This is a genomic window from Streptomyces sp. NBC_01217 (genome assembly GCF_035994185.1).
In the GTDB taxonomy this organism is placed as follows: domain Bacteria; phylum Actinomycetota; class Actinomycetes; order Streptomycetales; family Streptomycetaceae; genus Streptomyces.
The window spans coordinates 5,774,755-5,788,026 of record NZ_CP108538.1 but is presented as its reverse complement, the minus strand read 5'-3'; the positions used below and the strand labels follow the sequence as shown (position 1 = coordinate 5,788,026).

Sequence of the window (13,272 nt, the reverse complement as noted above, 5' to 3'; positions counted from 1 at the left end):
CCTCGAAGGGCTCTAGTACCAGCCGTTGGCCTGCCAGAAGGACCAGGCAGCACACGGGCTTCCGTAGCGGCTGCTGTTCATGTAGCTCAGGCCCCACTTGATCTGCGTGGCCGGGTTGGTCTGCCAGTCGGCGCCGGCGGAAGCCATCTTCGAGCCGGGCAGCGCCTGGACGAGGCCGTAGGCACCGGAGGACGGGTTGCTCGCCCGGTAGTTCCAGCTCGACTCGTGGTCCACGATGTTGCTGAAGCACTGGAACTGGTCGGCGGGCATCATCTGACGCGCCATCGCCTGGACCTCGGCCACGGTGTACGAGCCCTGCGCGGCGAACGTGGAGGCGCTGCGGACCTCGTCACGGCTGGCGCGCTCGGCCTCCTTGGCCTGGCGCTCCTGCTCCAGCTTGTCCTCGGCCGCCTGCTTCTTCGACTTGGCGTCCTTGGCAGCCTGGATACGGGCCGCTTCCTCAACGGACTTCTTCGCCGCCGCGTCGGCCGCGGATGCCTGGGCGTCGGCCTGCTGGGTCAGCGAGGCGGTCTGCACCTGGGCCTGCTGGCCCGCAGGAATGTCGGCGAGAAGCGTCGTGTCGGCTGCGGTCGCCTCGAAGTTGTTGTCGTCGGCAGCGGGAGTGCTGCCCGAGGCAACGCCTACGACGGCGCCGACGGTGGTGACCGCGGTGGCTGACGCCACGGCGAACCCCCGGACCGAGATCCGGCTCACACGGTGTCCTTCCAGCATCGCCCGCTTAGGTGACCTCGCGGACGCAATCGTGCCCCTGACGCTGGCCTCCCTACTGCTTGGGTCACGGGAGGCACGGGCCCGGTGGGCAGCTCCCCGGAGGGAGTGCCGCGTGGTACTCGCGGGCGGCATACGGACGGCGATTGTTGAGTTGTGTGGTGCGTGGCACCTCTGGAGGTGCACGTGTGCCGTATGCGGGGCCTGACGGAAGCAAGACTCTGCCGGAACGGGACACCGGGAAGCAATTCTCCGTTGCGTGTGAAAGCTCACACCCCATTTGGAGCAAGTGTTTTACGAAAATGCCGCCACAGCACGGTGCCGCCCGGCTACACTGCTTCGCTCGCCGGGCGGCACCAACTGTCGTATCCCGTATCAGATCTGGCCTTCCTCCAGCATTTCGGTCACCAGCGCGGCGATCTGCGAGCGCTCGGAGCGGGTGAGCGTGACGTGCGCGAAGAGCGGATGGCCCTTCAGCTTCTCGACCACGGCCACGACTCCGTCGTACCGGCCGACCCTGAGGTTGTCCCGCTGGGCCACGTCATGCGTGAGCACCACCCGGGAATTCGCCCCGATCCGGGACAGTACGGTCAGCAGTACGTTCCGTTCGAGGGACTGCGCCTCGTCGACGATCACGAAGGCGTCGTGGAGCGAGCGGCCCCTGATGTGGGTGAGCGGCAGGATCTCCAGCATGCCGCGCCCCAGCACCTCCTCTATGACCTCGCGCCCGGCGACCGCCGAGAGTGTGTCGAAGACGGCCTGCGCCCAGGGGCTCATCTTCTCGGCCTCGGTGCCGGGGAGGTAGCCCAGTTCCTGCCCGCCGACCGCGTACAGCGGGCGGAAGACCATCACCTTCTGGTGCTGCCTGCGCTCCAGGACGGCTTCGAGACCGGCGCAGAGCGCCAGCGCCGACTTCCCGGTGCCGGCCCGGCCGCCCAGGGACACGATGCCGACGTCCTGGTCGAGGAGCAGATCGAGCGCGATGCGCTGTTCGGCGCTGCGGCCGTGGATGCCGAAGGCCTCCCGGTCGCCGCGCACCAGGCGCACATTGCCCTCGGCGGTGACCCGGCCGAGGGCCTTGCCGCGGTCGGACTGGAGGACCAGTCCGGTGTGCACGGGCAGATCGGCGGCTTCGGGGACGTACAGCGACTCCTCCCCGTAGAGCAGATCCACCTGCTCGGCGGCGAGGGGCAGCTCCGACATCCCCGTCCAGCCGGAGTCGGTGATGGCGAGTTCGGCGCGGTACTCCTCGGCGAGGAGGCCGACCGAGGACGCCTTGATACGCAGCGGCAGGTCCTTGGAGACGACCGTGACGTCGTACCCCTCGGCCTGGAGGTTGCGCGCGACCGCAAGGATCCGTGAGTCGTTGTCCCCCAACCGGTAGCCGGCCGGCAGTACGCCGGGGTCGGAATGGTTGAGTTCGACGCGCAGCGTTCCGCCGAGGTCCCCGAGCGGGATCGGGGCATCCAGCCGGCCGTACCGGACCCGGAAGTCGTCCAGCAGGCGCAGGGCCTGCCGGGCGAAGTAGCCGAGCTCCGGATGGTGGCGTTTGGCCTCCAGTTCCGTGACCACGACGATCGGGAGCACGACTTCGTGCTCGTCGAAGCGGGCCATGGCGTTCGGATCGGCCAGCAGGACGCTGGTGTCGAGAACATAGGTGCGCCTGTCGGGCATGCGGCGCTTTGTGCTGGTCACCACGGAAGGACGTACCCCCTCGGACGAGGTTGGGGTGCGACGGCGTCGCGGAGCATCCCAATGGGAGAGGACGGACCGGGCTGCGACCCCGATGCGCGGGCCGAGCGCCGGCCCTCCGCGTCAGCCGCACTGTATGTACGGTCCTTCGTGTGCAAAGGGCCTCCCGGGCGAGCGGACTACACGCCGCTCACTTGGACACGACGTCCGCCTGGGTTGTGACCGGACGTCGACCTGTCAGGGGTATTCCCTCGAACACGCGAAGCCATGCCGCCCTGGGCGGGCGGGGTGAGCGGGGCCGGTGCGTCCGGGCACGTCAGGTGCGGGTCCACCGCCTCGGCGGTTCCGTCCCCAAACGCCGGACGGGCCGGAAATGCCGCCCCGGATCGGCCGGTGGTGGCGTCAGCCGCCGAAGCGGCGGCCCCGGGCGGCGTAGTCGCGCAGCGCGCGCAGGAAGTCGACCTTGCGGAACGCCGGCCAGAAGACTTCGCAGAAGTAGTACTCCGAGTGCGCGCTCTGCCAGAGCATGAAGCCGGACAACCGCTGCTCGCCGCTGGTGCGGATCACCAGGTCCGGGTCGGGCTGGCCCCGGGTGTAGAGGTGCTCGGAGATCAGGTCGGTGGAGACGATCTCCGCCAGGTCCTCGAAGGACGTCCCCTTGGCGGAGTGGTCCAGCAGCAGCGAGCGGACCGCGTCCGCGATCTCCTGGCGCCCGCCGTAGCCGACGGCGACATTGACCAGTATCCCGTCGATGCCGACCGTGGCCTGCTCGGCCTCCTTGAGGACCGTCTGGGTGCGGGCGGGCAGCAGGTCGAGCGTGCCGACATGGTGGACCCGCCAGCGCCCGTCCGCCGCGAGGTCGCGCACGGTGTTCTCGATGATGCCGAGGAGCGGTGTCAGCTCGGACTCGGGCCGGTCGAAGTTGTCCGTGGACAGGAGCCAGAGTGTGACGACTTCCACATCGGTCTCACTGCACCAGCCGAGCAGCTCCTGGATCTTGTCCGCACCGGCCTGGTGCCCCTGCGCGGCCGTGCCGCCGGACGCCTTCGCCCAGCGTCGGTTGCCGTCGAGGATGACGCCGATGTGCTTGGGCACCTGGGCGTGGTCGAGGCGGGCCTCCACCCGGCGTGCGTAGAGCCCGTACACCAGGTCGCGCAAGTTCACTGAGTTCACCTCTCGGTTCCGTGCGGGCCCGCCCGCCCCATGGCCCGGGCCTGGGGGCGTCCCCCTGGGAATCGCCGCACTACTCCGCAGAGTCCATCGCCCCGCCGTGCCGTGGCAGTCCCCGGAGCCGCCACATTACTGCTCGGGCGGGGCACCGGCCCAACCCGGCCTGTCACAAGTCCGTGATAAGCAGGGAAACGTGACTGATTCTTCTCTGTACTACCGGGCCGCCGGTTCGCGCTACGACTCCATGGAGTACCGCCGCACCGGCCGCAGCGGTCTCAAGCTCCCGGCCGTCTCCCTCGGCCTCTGGCACAACTTCGGCGACGACCGCACGTTGGACTCCCAGCGGGCGATCCTGCGCCGCGCCTTCGACCTCGGGGTGACCCACTTCGACCTGGCCAACAACTACGGCCCGCCGCCCGGCTCCGCCGAGCTCAACTTCGGCAAGATGTTCCGGCAGGACTTCGCCCCGTACCGGGACGAGCTGATCATCTCCACCAAGGCCGGCTACGACATGCACCCCGGCCCGTACGGCGAGTGGGGCTCCCGCAAGTACCTGCTGTCCTCGCTGGACGCCTCGCTGAAGCGGATGGGGCTCGACTACGTCGACATCTTCTACTCCCACCGCTTCGACCCGGACACTCCGCTGGAGGAGACGATGGGGGCGCTGGCCTCCGCCGTGCAGCAGGGCAAGGCGCTGTACGTGGGTGTGTCCTCGTACAACGCGGAGCAGACCGCCGAGGCGGCCCGGCTGCTCAAGGAGATGGGTGTACCGGCCCTGATCCACCAGCCGTCCTACTCGATGATCAACCGCTGGATCGAGGACGACGGGCTGCTCGACACCCTGGAGACGGCCGGAATGGGCTGCATCTCCTTCGTGCCGCTCGCCCAGGGGCTGCTCACGAACAAGTACCTGACCGGCATCCCGGAGGGCTCGCGCGCCACCCAGGGCAAGTCCCTGGACCCGGGCCTGCTCTCCGACGAGGTGCTGCGCCGGCTGAACGGGCTGAACGACATCGCCCAGCGGCGCGGCCAGTCGCTCGCCCAGCTGGCACTCAACTGGGTGCTGCGGGACAGCCGGATGACGTCTGCGCTGATCGGCGCCTCCAGCGTGAAGCAGCTGGAGGAGAACATCGCGGCACTCGCCGGAGCCCCGCTGTCCGCCGAGGAGTTGAAGGAGATCGACACCTTCGCCGTGGACACCGCGGGCACCAATATCTGGGCCGGGCGGAGCTGACCCCGGGCGGACACAAAAAACGGGCCGGTCCGTGGGGGGGGGATACGGACCGGCCCGAGGGGGGGTTTCCACCATAACCCTTCGTAAGTGATGCTGGGTGCCACGCCACTCCATAATTACTCTCCGGATTCACCGGACTCCGGTACGGGCACGGCATCCGGGAGGGGTCAGTGGCCGCCGCGCGGCTTCACACAGCCGGTTCCCTCCATGTACCGGCCGTGCGCCTCGGCCGTGACGAGCCCGTTGACCATGCCGTCCAGCGCCCCCTCCACACAGATCGCGCCGAGTTCGACGATGAAGGTGTTGCGGTGGGGGCCGAAGGTGCCGGTGGTGATGGTCTCGGGGGCGTATCCCAGACCGGCGAGTGCCTCGTGGAGCCGGGACTCGGTGCTCTTGCGGCCCTCCGCGATCCCGGCCAGGCCCGACTTGACCTTCTTCACCTCGGCATCCCCCCTGGCCCGGTCGGCAGGGGACAGCTCGGCGGTGGACTGGAAGGCGTGGTTCTCCCGGTAGTGCGGTGCGCCGTCCCCGGCGTCCGGTTCGCTGTAGGGGGAGGCGCCCGCGGGCGGCGGGCTGCTCCCGGCGCCGGGTCCGGCGCTCCCGGGCCGCTCCGTACCGCAGCCGCCCAGGGCGAGAGCGAGAGCGGGGGTCAGGACGAGCAGCGCCGCGGTGGCGAGAGGCTTGGCCGTACGTCTCGCAGAGGTCATGCGCCGAGTATGGGTCAAGGACCCGGCCCGGACGGGGCGGGTATCAGCCTCTCGCCGGTGCGCGCCGGTGGCCGCGGGTGAAGCGGATCGCCAGGGTGTCGCCGCCGATGACCACGAAGCTTCCGCCCTCGCACCGGATGACCGCCTCGTGCACCTCGCCCCGCTCGTCCCTGCGTTCCTCGGTGCCAGTGACGTTCCAGCCGCCGTCGGGTGGCTGCGGCAGGTTCGACAGGGCGGTGAACTCCCACTGTCCCGACGGTACGCACCATTCGGGCAGTCGCGGCCACGCTCCGGGGCCGACGTGCAGGGTCCGGTCGGAGGCGCAGGTCAGGAGCACCGACTGACCGTCGGCCAGCAGGAATTCAACGGCTTCCGGCTCGCCCATCCGCCCCTCGGGCCGGTAGAAGACACCCAGCACTCCGACGATCCGTGCACCGCTGAGCCAGTCGGCCCTCCCCTGCCGCGGGGTGCGCGGTGCTTCCTCTTCGTTCCCCACCCTCATGGCTGGTTCCCTCCCGTGCGCTCACCGTCCAGGGTCGCATCCTTCGAGCGAAAGCAGGGGGTACGGCCTACTCCGGTTCGTCGGGCTCCGGTTGGCGGGCCTCCGGTCTGCGGGCCTCGGGTTTGCGGGCCTCGATCAGGAATCGGGTGGTGTGGGCGACGAACGGGCCCCGGGTCTCGATCCGGTGGTGCAGCGCGGCCAGTTGCGGCAGGTACTCCTCGACGGTGAAGCCCGGCACCATCCAGATGACCTTCCGCAGGAAGTAGACGACGGCGCCGATGTCGAAGAACTCGGTACGCAGCATCTCCGTGCGCAGACCGACGACTTCGAGCCCGGCGGCCTCTGCCCCGGCCCGGGCCTTCTCCGGGTCGCGGGCGCCGCGCGCCTCGGGCGGCTGCGGGCCGAGGAAGTACTCGACGAGCTCGAACACGCTGGCCGGGCCGACCTGTTGCGAGAAGTACGTGCCCCCGGGGGTGAGCACCCGCGCGATCTCGGCCCACCAGGTGCTCACCGGATGCCTGCTGACCACCAGGTCGAAGGCGTCGTCCCCGAACGGCAGGGGCGGCTCGTCCGCGTCGGCGACCACGGCCACGCCGAGAGGGTGCAGGAGGGCGGTGGCACGGGCGATGTTCGGCGGCCAGGACTCGGTGGCGACGGTGAGCGGCGGCAGCTTCGGTACGGAGGCGAGGACCTCACCTCCGCCGGTCTGGATGTCGAGCGCGGCCCTGGCGCGGCCCATCCGGTCCGCCATGGCGCGGGCGTAGCCCCAGGAGGGGCGCTGTTCGGTGGCCCGGCCGTCGAGCCAGGAGAAGTCCCAGCCGTCGACGGAGACGGCGGCGGCCTCCGCGACGAGGGCGTCGAAGCGGGCGCGTTCGGCTGCTGCGTGTTCCGGTGCTCCTGTCATGCCGGGATGGTGGCAGCCGGGAGTGGCCGACGCGAACGTATTACGGGGGGTCAGGCGGCCAGTCCGCCGAGCAGTACGCCCAGCAGCGCGCCCGTGATCATGAAGGGGCCGAACGGGATGCCCGTCTTGCGCCCGGCCCGTTTCAGGACCATCAGCCCGAATCCGTACACCGCTCCGAGCAGGAACCCGGCGAAGCCTCCGGCGAACACCACCGCCCAGCCGTACCAGCCGAGGGCGATGCCCAGCGACAGGGCGAGCTTGACGTCCCCGAAGCCCATTCCGTTCGGGTTGATGAGAAAGAGCAGGAGGTAGAAGGCGCCCAGGGCGGCCCCGCCGAGCAGGGCGGACAGCCAGGATCCGCTGTGCTCGGGTAGCAGCGCCGCGGCCCCCAGGAGTACGGCGACCGCCCCTGCGGCGGGCAGGGTCAGCCGGTCGGGCAGGCGGTGGACCCGGCGGTCGATGGTGGCGAGAAGTACGCCGACGGGGGCCAGCAGCAGCCAGGCCGCGAGCTCGGGACGGAGTCCGGTCGCTGCCGCGAGGGCGGCGCACGCGAGCGCGGTGACGACGGGGACGAGGACGCCGGGGGCGTAGCGCGGGCCGTCCTCCCCCGCGCTCCTGTCCCCCACGCGCCCGTCCCCCGGCCCGGCGCCCGGAGCGGCCGGTGCCGGCACCGCCGCCGCGCACTTCGCGCACCGCGTGGAGCCGAGCCAGCCGCGCCCGGCACCGGTCAGGGCGTGGCCCGCGGGGCAGGTGTCCCGCCAGGCCTCCTCCGGCTCGACGGAGAACCGGTAGGCGGCGCGCGGGACCAGCAGTCCGGCCGCTGCGCCCCAGAGTGCGGCGAGCACTGTCAGCATGGCGTACACGGAGCAGACCTTAGGCGCACGCCCCGCACGGGTCATGGGTCCTGGGGCCCACTGCGCGCCGTTGCGGACCCAGCGTCCCTCACCGGGCGCTACCTTCTTGGCCATGGCTCAATGGCGCAATGGGAATGGGACGTTGACGGTCACCGATCCACAGGGAGGGCAGGAGCCGGAGATACCGCTGCGGATCGCGGCCACGTACCGGGCCAGGAGCCGCGGGCTGCTCGGGCAGGACGGGATCGACGGCGCGCTGCTGATCACCCCGTGCGGGAGTGTGCACACCTTCAGGATGCGGTTCACCATCGATGTGGCGTACCTGGACCGGAAGTTCAACGTGGTCGCCGTCCGCACGATGAAGCCGGGCCGGCTCGGGATGCCGCGGCTGCGGGCCCGTCATGTGGTCGAGTCGGAGGCCGGGGCGATGGAGAAGTGGGGGCTGCGGCCGGGGGCGCGGGTGCGGATCGTCCCGGCGCAGGACGGCCGGGACTGAGGTGTGGACGGTGGCGTGGCCGGTGGTGCGCCATCTCGTACCAGCCGTCCGGGTGCAGTTGCCGGGCCGGGTCATCGGGCGGTGTCGGCACCGGCCATGAGCCACTGCGCTGCGGCCGCCAGCAGCGAGGTCACGCCGATCTCGACGGTCGGGTCGATGACCGGAGCGAACAGCGAGGAGTGGTTGACGGGGATCTCGGCGGGGATGCCGTTCTCCAGCAGCTCCTCGGGGTCGATGCCCTTGAACGCGGCCGGGTCGGCGCCGCCGAAGTGCCAGAAGACCGAGGGCGCTTGGAGTGCGGTGCCGAAGGTGCCGAAGTCCTCGCTGCCGGTGTGCGTCCGGGGCAGGGTGAAGACGTGCCCCTCCCCCAGGGCCCGGGTCAGCGCGGCCTGGACGGTGGCGGTGGCCTCGTGGTCGTTGACGGTCACGGGGAAGCAGTTGAAGTCCGTGATCTCGGGTTCCTTCGGGGCGCCGGAGGCGGCGGCCTCGGCGCGGACGATCCGCTTGACGGCCTCCAGGACCCGTTCCCGTACGACGGGAGTAGTGCTGCGGATGTTGATCCTGAGGTCGGCCGTGTCCGGGATGATGTTCTCCTTGGCACCGCTGTGGATCGAGCCCACGGTCACCACCGCCTGCTGTCCCGCCCCCACTTCGCGGGAGACCACCGTCTGCAGCCGCATCACGATCGCGGCGGCCATCACGACGGGGTCGACGGTCGTCTCGGGCATCGACCCGTGCCCGCCCCGCCCGTACAGCCGCACCCGCAGGCTGTCGGACGCGGCCATCATCGGACCGCCCCGGGTGACGACGAACCCCACGGGTAGGGGCCCCACATGCTGGCCCAGGCAGATCCCGGCGCGCGGGAAGCGCTCCAGGAAGCCGTCGTCGATCACGGCGGGGGCCCCGCCGGTCTCCTCGGCGGGCTGGAACACCGCGACGACGGTGCCGCGCCAGGCGTGCCGGTTGGCGGCCAGCAGCGCGGTGGCGCCGAGCAGGCAGGTGACGTGCATGTCGTGGCCGCAGGCGTGCATCACCGGGACCTCGTCGCCCTCCGCGTCCACACCGGTCCGTGTGGAGGCGTACGGAAGTCCCGTCTCCTCCTTCACGGGCAGCGCGTCCATGTCGGCGCGGAGCAGCACCACGGGTCCTTCGCCCTCGGTGAGGACGCCGACCACGCCGGTCGCGCCGACTCCTTCGGTGACGTCCCAGCCCTGCTCCCGCAGCCGGGTGGCGACGATCCCCGCCGTACGGAACTCCTGGAAGGACAGCTCGGGGTTGGCGTGCAGATCCTTGTACAGAGCGCGCAGGTCCGGCAGTCGGTCGTTCAGTCCGGACAGCAGCGAGGGAACCGAGGCAGTCATGAATGCTCCTGTGCGAGGAGGGTCCTGGTGTCCTGCGGTGTGGCAACAGCCATGGTCGCGGCAATGACCGCGCCCTGCACAAGGAAAGCGAAGGCGGCTCGAAAGGAGAAGGTGTCGGCGAGCACGACTGGCTCCTTCGGCCTCGTACGGCCTTTACGGCGGGCCGGAGCCGAGCAGCGTCCATGCCCCGTACGCCGCCGAAGCCACCGCGAGCACTCCGACGACCGTCATGCGGGCCGTCGTGCGCAGCCGCAGCAGCGCGACGGCGGGCGGGAGGAGCAGCGGGAACGCGGGCATCATCAGCCGTGGCCTCGACCCGAAGTATCCGGAGCCGATCAGCGCGATGACGACGACGGCGATGCAGTAGGCGAGTACGGGCAGCGGTTGGCGCTGCCGTACACACAGGAACACCGCCCAGCCCAGGCCCGCCAGCGCCGCGCACAGCCCGAGCGCGCCGGGCAGCGGCAGCCCGAGGATGAACGAGGCGAGCGCCACACCCCCGTCGATGCTGTTGCCCCACTGCGCCTGGACGTCGAAGTACGCGAACGGGCTGCCCTCGCGTACGGCGACGAACACCACGTACGCGAGCCAGCCCAGCGGCGCGACGGCCGTGCCGATCAGCATCCGCGCATTGCGGCGGAGGATGCGGCTGCCTGCGCCGGTGCCGGTGCCTTCGGTCCGCGCGGCCCGGTACTCCCGTACGAGCGTGACCGCGGCGGTGATCGCGAGGGCGGCGACGAGGGCCGCCGCGGAGGGCCTGGTCAGTCCGGCGAGTACGCACAGGGCGCCCGCCACGATCCAGCGCCGGGTCAGCACGGCGTACAGCGCCCAGGCGGCGAACGCGGTGAACAGGGTCTCGGTGTACGCCATCGACTGGACGAACGCCGTCGGGTACACGCCCCACAGCGCGGCCAGCACCACCCCGGCCCGGCGCCCGTACAGTCGCGCCCCGACGGCGAAGATCCCCCAGGCGGCGAGGAGCGCGGCGACCCAGGCGACCAGCAGTCCGGCGCCCGCGAGGGAGAGCGGGGTCAGCTCGGCGATGCCACGCTCCAGGGCGGGCAGCAGGGGGAAGAAGGCCAGGTCGGAGTGGATGCCGCCGTTCGGCAGGGTGACGGTGTGGCCGTAGCCGTTCTCGGCGATCCGCTGGTACCAGACGGAGTCCCAGCGCTCGGCGAGGAGGTGGAAGGCGCTCTTCCCGGCGCCGGACGCTGCGGCGGCGAAGACGGCGAGTCCGATCAGGCGCACGGCCGCGTACGCCCCGAGGGCCGGTGCCGCCGCCGCGAGGGCCGTGGCGAGGCGGCCGCGGGCGGGAGGCCGCGGCGACTTCGGCCGCCGCGCTCGCGGAGGCGCTTGCGGCGGCGTTCGGTGGCTGCGCTGCCGCACGAGCCGCTGTGCGGGGGCGGTGGCCTGGGCGGCCGGATCGTCGTCGGACATGCTGCCGATTATCTCTGCTCGTCCCGGATCGTCCTCGCGGTCGTTGGGCCCGACTTTGGGGCCGAGGGCCCAGGTCACCCGGCTCGTACAGCCGTACGCTCACGGCCACACCCGCGTCCGGGACCGCGGGCGCAGGCATGGCACGTGGGCGTCGGAGAGGAAGAATCGTGGCTGGTGGCGGGGGCTGGGGAAGCGGGGGCGCGGGCCACATACCACCGGGGAGCGGGGGTGGTGGCTCCGGCGCGAGCGGGGGCGTGTTCTTCGCGCTGACCCGTAGCTGGGCGGCCGGTGCCCTGGTCTACATCGCCGCCGGATATCTGGTGTCGCGCGGGCTCGTCGAGCTGCTCGCCACCGACGAACGGCTCACGTCCTTCGGCTGGCGCCTGGCCCTGCTCCACGTACCGAACGTCATCACGACCGTCCTCACGGTCCTGGCCTCGGCCCGGGTCCTGCCCGACGAGCAGCGCGGGTCACGCCTGCTGACACTGCTCGCCTCGCTCGGCATCCCGCTGGCCGCCCTCGTCTACGGATTCGCCGTGTCCTGGCATCTCGTGGGCTTCGAGGGCACGCTGATGCCGATCGTGGCGCTGGTGACCGGTTCGGCCGTGGGGCTGGCCGTCGACCGGCTGCTGGACGACCGCGACGAACGGTCGGCCACCCCGCCGTACCCGTACTCCTGGCGGGACGGCGGAGCCACCGCCCTGGAGTACCTCGGGGTCGTCGTCCTCGTCGTCACGCTGATCGGCGCGATGGCCATGGCGGGGGTCGGCGGGCAGATCGGGGAACGCATCCGCTGTGCGATCAGCTCGATGGGTGGCGGTGGCAGCTGTTCCTCCGGCGGCGGGGACACCACCGCGAAGCCGAGGACGGACGCCGACTACGAACCCAAACTGTGCCAGGTCTCCAGCATCTCCGACACCGTCGGCGACAAGGTCAAGATCGGCTGGTTCGAGTGGGGCAACGAGTACGGCTTCCAGCAGAAGGTCAGCCAGGCCAAGACGGATGTGAACGAGGACGGCAAGGTCGACGAGAACGACAAGCTGGTCTACATGACGTTCACGGACGCCGCATCGGCCGGCGCCACCGCCAGCACCCCCGGCGTCAAACTGGGCAAGCTGGGCAAGGCCGATGTGGACGTCGGCGGCGGCATCAAGATCACCAACGGTGACACCTGGGTCTTCAGGAGCGAGGAGGACGCCAGGAAGATGCGGGACGACATCGAGGAAATGAAGATGTGGGAGACCTCCACCAAGTACAGCGGCGGCTACGGCGGCGGCTGGTACTCGGGCATGAAGTGGGCCGAGAAGAAGGAGGACGTCGAGAAGAAGATCGGCGACAAGAAGATCTCCTACTCGACCATCGGTCTCAACGTGTACGCCGACGGCGGGCTCTCCATCAGCGCGGCCGACGAGTCCGCGCTCGGTGCCAAGCTGGGCGGCAAGGCCAAGTTCTCCCCCGATGTGACCATCACCAAGGACGACGTGAACGGCAACGAGTCGTACACGTACACCGCCAAGCTCGAACTGGAGGGCAAGGTCAGCGGCACGACGGGCCCGCTCACCGGCACGGCCGGCGCGAAGGACACCCGCACCGGGGCGATCACCGTCACCCGTGACCAGAAGACCGGCAAGATCGTCCGCATCGACATGACGAAGACGGTCGAGACCGGCTCGACGTCCGACAAGGGCGAGGCCAAGGGCGACAACGGCAAGAAGGACGGCGACAAGCGCGGCGGCAAGGGCAGCGTCACGGACTCGTCCGGCGACACCGGCATCGAGGTCCAGACGAACTCGATCGTCTTCGGCAAGGACACCGACAGGGCCACCGAGGACAAGCGGGCGATCGCCGAGAACTGGCTGGACGGCAGCGGCAACAACACCGCACCGTTCGAGTACATGTTCGGCGACAAGTCGCTGCAGCAGAAGCCTGACGGAACAGACCCCTTCGACCGGATGATGTTCCAGGACGGCCTGTCGAGCACCATGCAGTACCACGGCGAGACGGACGCCCAGGAGTTCGGCTTCGAGGTCTCGCTCGGCATGAGTCTCGGATTCTCCATCTCGGACGAGCACAAGAAGGAGACACTGACGGACGCGCAGTTCCTCGGTGCTCCGCAGGGCGACAAGCGCTCGTACCTCCCCTACAGCTACTGCGCGAAGTAGTGCGTACATCGGGGTACGGCGAAC

General features: G+C 70.4%; 13 protein-coding genes. 3 read left to right on the top strand and 10 right to left on the bottom strand.

All coding sequences use genetic code 11. The features are described from left to right. Positions 1-12: 12 nt before the first annotated feature. From OG507_RS26050 to OG507_RS26040, 3 genes are all read right to left on the bottom strand, one after another. Positions 13-714, bottom strand: a complete 702-nt coding sequence (locus OG507_RS26050) for a lytic transglycosylase domain-containing protein (RefSeq protein WP_327369593.1) — start codon at positions 712-714, stop codon at positions 13-15. A 390-nt stretch (positions 715-1,104) separates the two neighbouring features. Further along, positions 1,105-2,427, bottom strand: coding sequence for a PhoH family protein (locus OG507_RS26045; RefSeq protein ID WP_327369591.1), 1,323 nt, complete (start codon positions 2,425-2,427; stop codon positions 1,105-1,107). A gap of 396 nt (positions 2,428-2,823) precedes the next feature. After that, positions 2,824-3,585: an isoprenyl transferase gene (locus tag OG507_RS26040; RefSeq protein ID WP_327369590.1), complete on the bottom strand. Its 762-nt coding sequence runs from the start codon at positions 3,583-3,585 to the stop codon at positions 2,824-2,826. Positions 3,586-3,784: 199 nt separating this feature from the next. Between OG507_RS26040 and mgrA the strand changes: the two genes are divergently transcribed. After that, positions 3,785-4,825, top strand: coding sequence for an L-glyceraldehyde 3-phosphate reductase (gene mgrA, locus OG507_RS26035; RefSeq protein ID WP_327369589.1), 1,041 nt, complete (start codon positions 3,785-3,787; stop codon positions 4,823-4,825). Between the two features lie 167 nt (positions 4,826-4,992). On the opposite strand, the gene OG507_RS26030 is transcribed toward mgrA, so the two are convergent. The 4 genes from OG507_RS26030 to OG507_RS26015 all read right to left on the bottom strand — a co-directional run bounded on the left by OG507_RS26030 (position 4,993) and on the right by OG507_RS26015 (position 7,792). Then, on the bottom strand, positions 4,993-5,532 hold the full coding sequence (locus OG507_RS26030; RefSeq protein WP_327369588.1) for a hypothetical protein: 540 nt from the start codon (positions 5,530-5,532) through the stop codon (positions 4,993-4,995). Positions 5,533-5,575: 43 nt separating this feature from the next. Continuing rightward, positions 5,576-6,034 (bottom strand): hypothetical protein, encoded by a 459-nt coding sequence (locus tag OG507_RS26025; RefSeq protein WP_327369587.1) that lies wholly within the window; start codon positions 6,032-6,034, stop codon positions 5,576-5,578. A 67-nt stretch (positions 6,035-6,101) separates the two neighbouring features. Then, the gene (locus tag OG507_RS26020) at positions 6,102-6,938 is read right to left on the bottom strand and encodes a class I SAM-dependent methyltransferase (RefSeq protein ID WP_327369586.1); all 837 of its coding nucleotides are present in this window, start codon (positions 6,936-6,938) and stop codon (positions 6,102-6,104) included. Between the two features lie 50 nt (positions 6,939-6,988). Next, positions 6,989-7,792 (bottom strand): A24 family peptidase, encoded by an 804-nt coding sequence (locus OG507_RS26015; protein ID WP_327372092.1) that lies wholly within the window; start codon positions 7,790-7,792, stop codon positions 6,989-6,991. A 112-nt stretch (positions 7,793-7,904) separates the two neighbouring features. Here OG507_RS26015 and OG507_RS26010 point away from each other — a divergent pair, with 112 nt between their 5' ends. Next, the gene (locus OG507_RS26010; protein WP_327369585.1) at positions 7,905-8,288 is read left to right on the top strand and encodes a DUF192 domain-containing protein; all 384 of its coding nucleotides are present in this window, start codon (positions 7,905-7,907) and stop codon (positions 8,286-8,288) included. 71 nt (positions 8,289-8,359) lie between these two features. Here OG507_RS26010 and OG507_RS26005 read toward each other — a convergent pair whose 3' ends face one another. The 3 genes from OG507_RS26005 to OG507_RS25995 are packed head-to-tail and all read right to left on the bottom strand — an operon-like array spanning position 8,360 to position 11,086. After that, positions 8,360-9,649, bottom strand: a complete 1,290-nt coding sequence (locus tag OG507_RS26005) for an amidohydrolase (protein ID WP_327369584.1) — start codon at positions 9,647-9,649, stop codon at positions 8,360-8,362. Continuing rightward, complete coding sequence (locus OG507_RS26000; RefSeq protein WP_327369583.1) at positions 9,646-9,774, bottom strand: hypothetical protein; 129 nt, start codon at positions 9,772-9,774, stop codon at positions 9,646-9,648. Before OG507_RS26000 ends, OG507_RS26005 begins: the two co-directional genes overlap by 4 nt. 28 nt (positions 9,775-9,802) lie before the next feature. Next, positions 9,803-11,086, bottom strand: a complete 1,284-nt coding sequence (locus tag OG507_RS25995) for a glycosyltransferase family 39 protein (protein WP_327369582.1) — start codon at positions 11,084-11,086, stop codon at positions 9,803-9,805. A 167-nt stretch (positions 11,087-11,253) separates the two neighbouring features. Here OG507_RS25995 and OG507_RS25990 point away from each other — a divergent pair, with 167 nt between their 5' ends. Continuing rightward, a complete protein-coding gene (locus OG507_RS25990) occupies positions 11,254-13,248 on the top strand; it encodes a hypothetical protein (RefSeq protein ID WP_327369581.1) in 1,995 nt (664 codons plus the stop codon). The last annotated feature ends 24 nt before the right edge of the window (positions 13,249-13,272 follow it).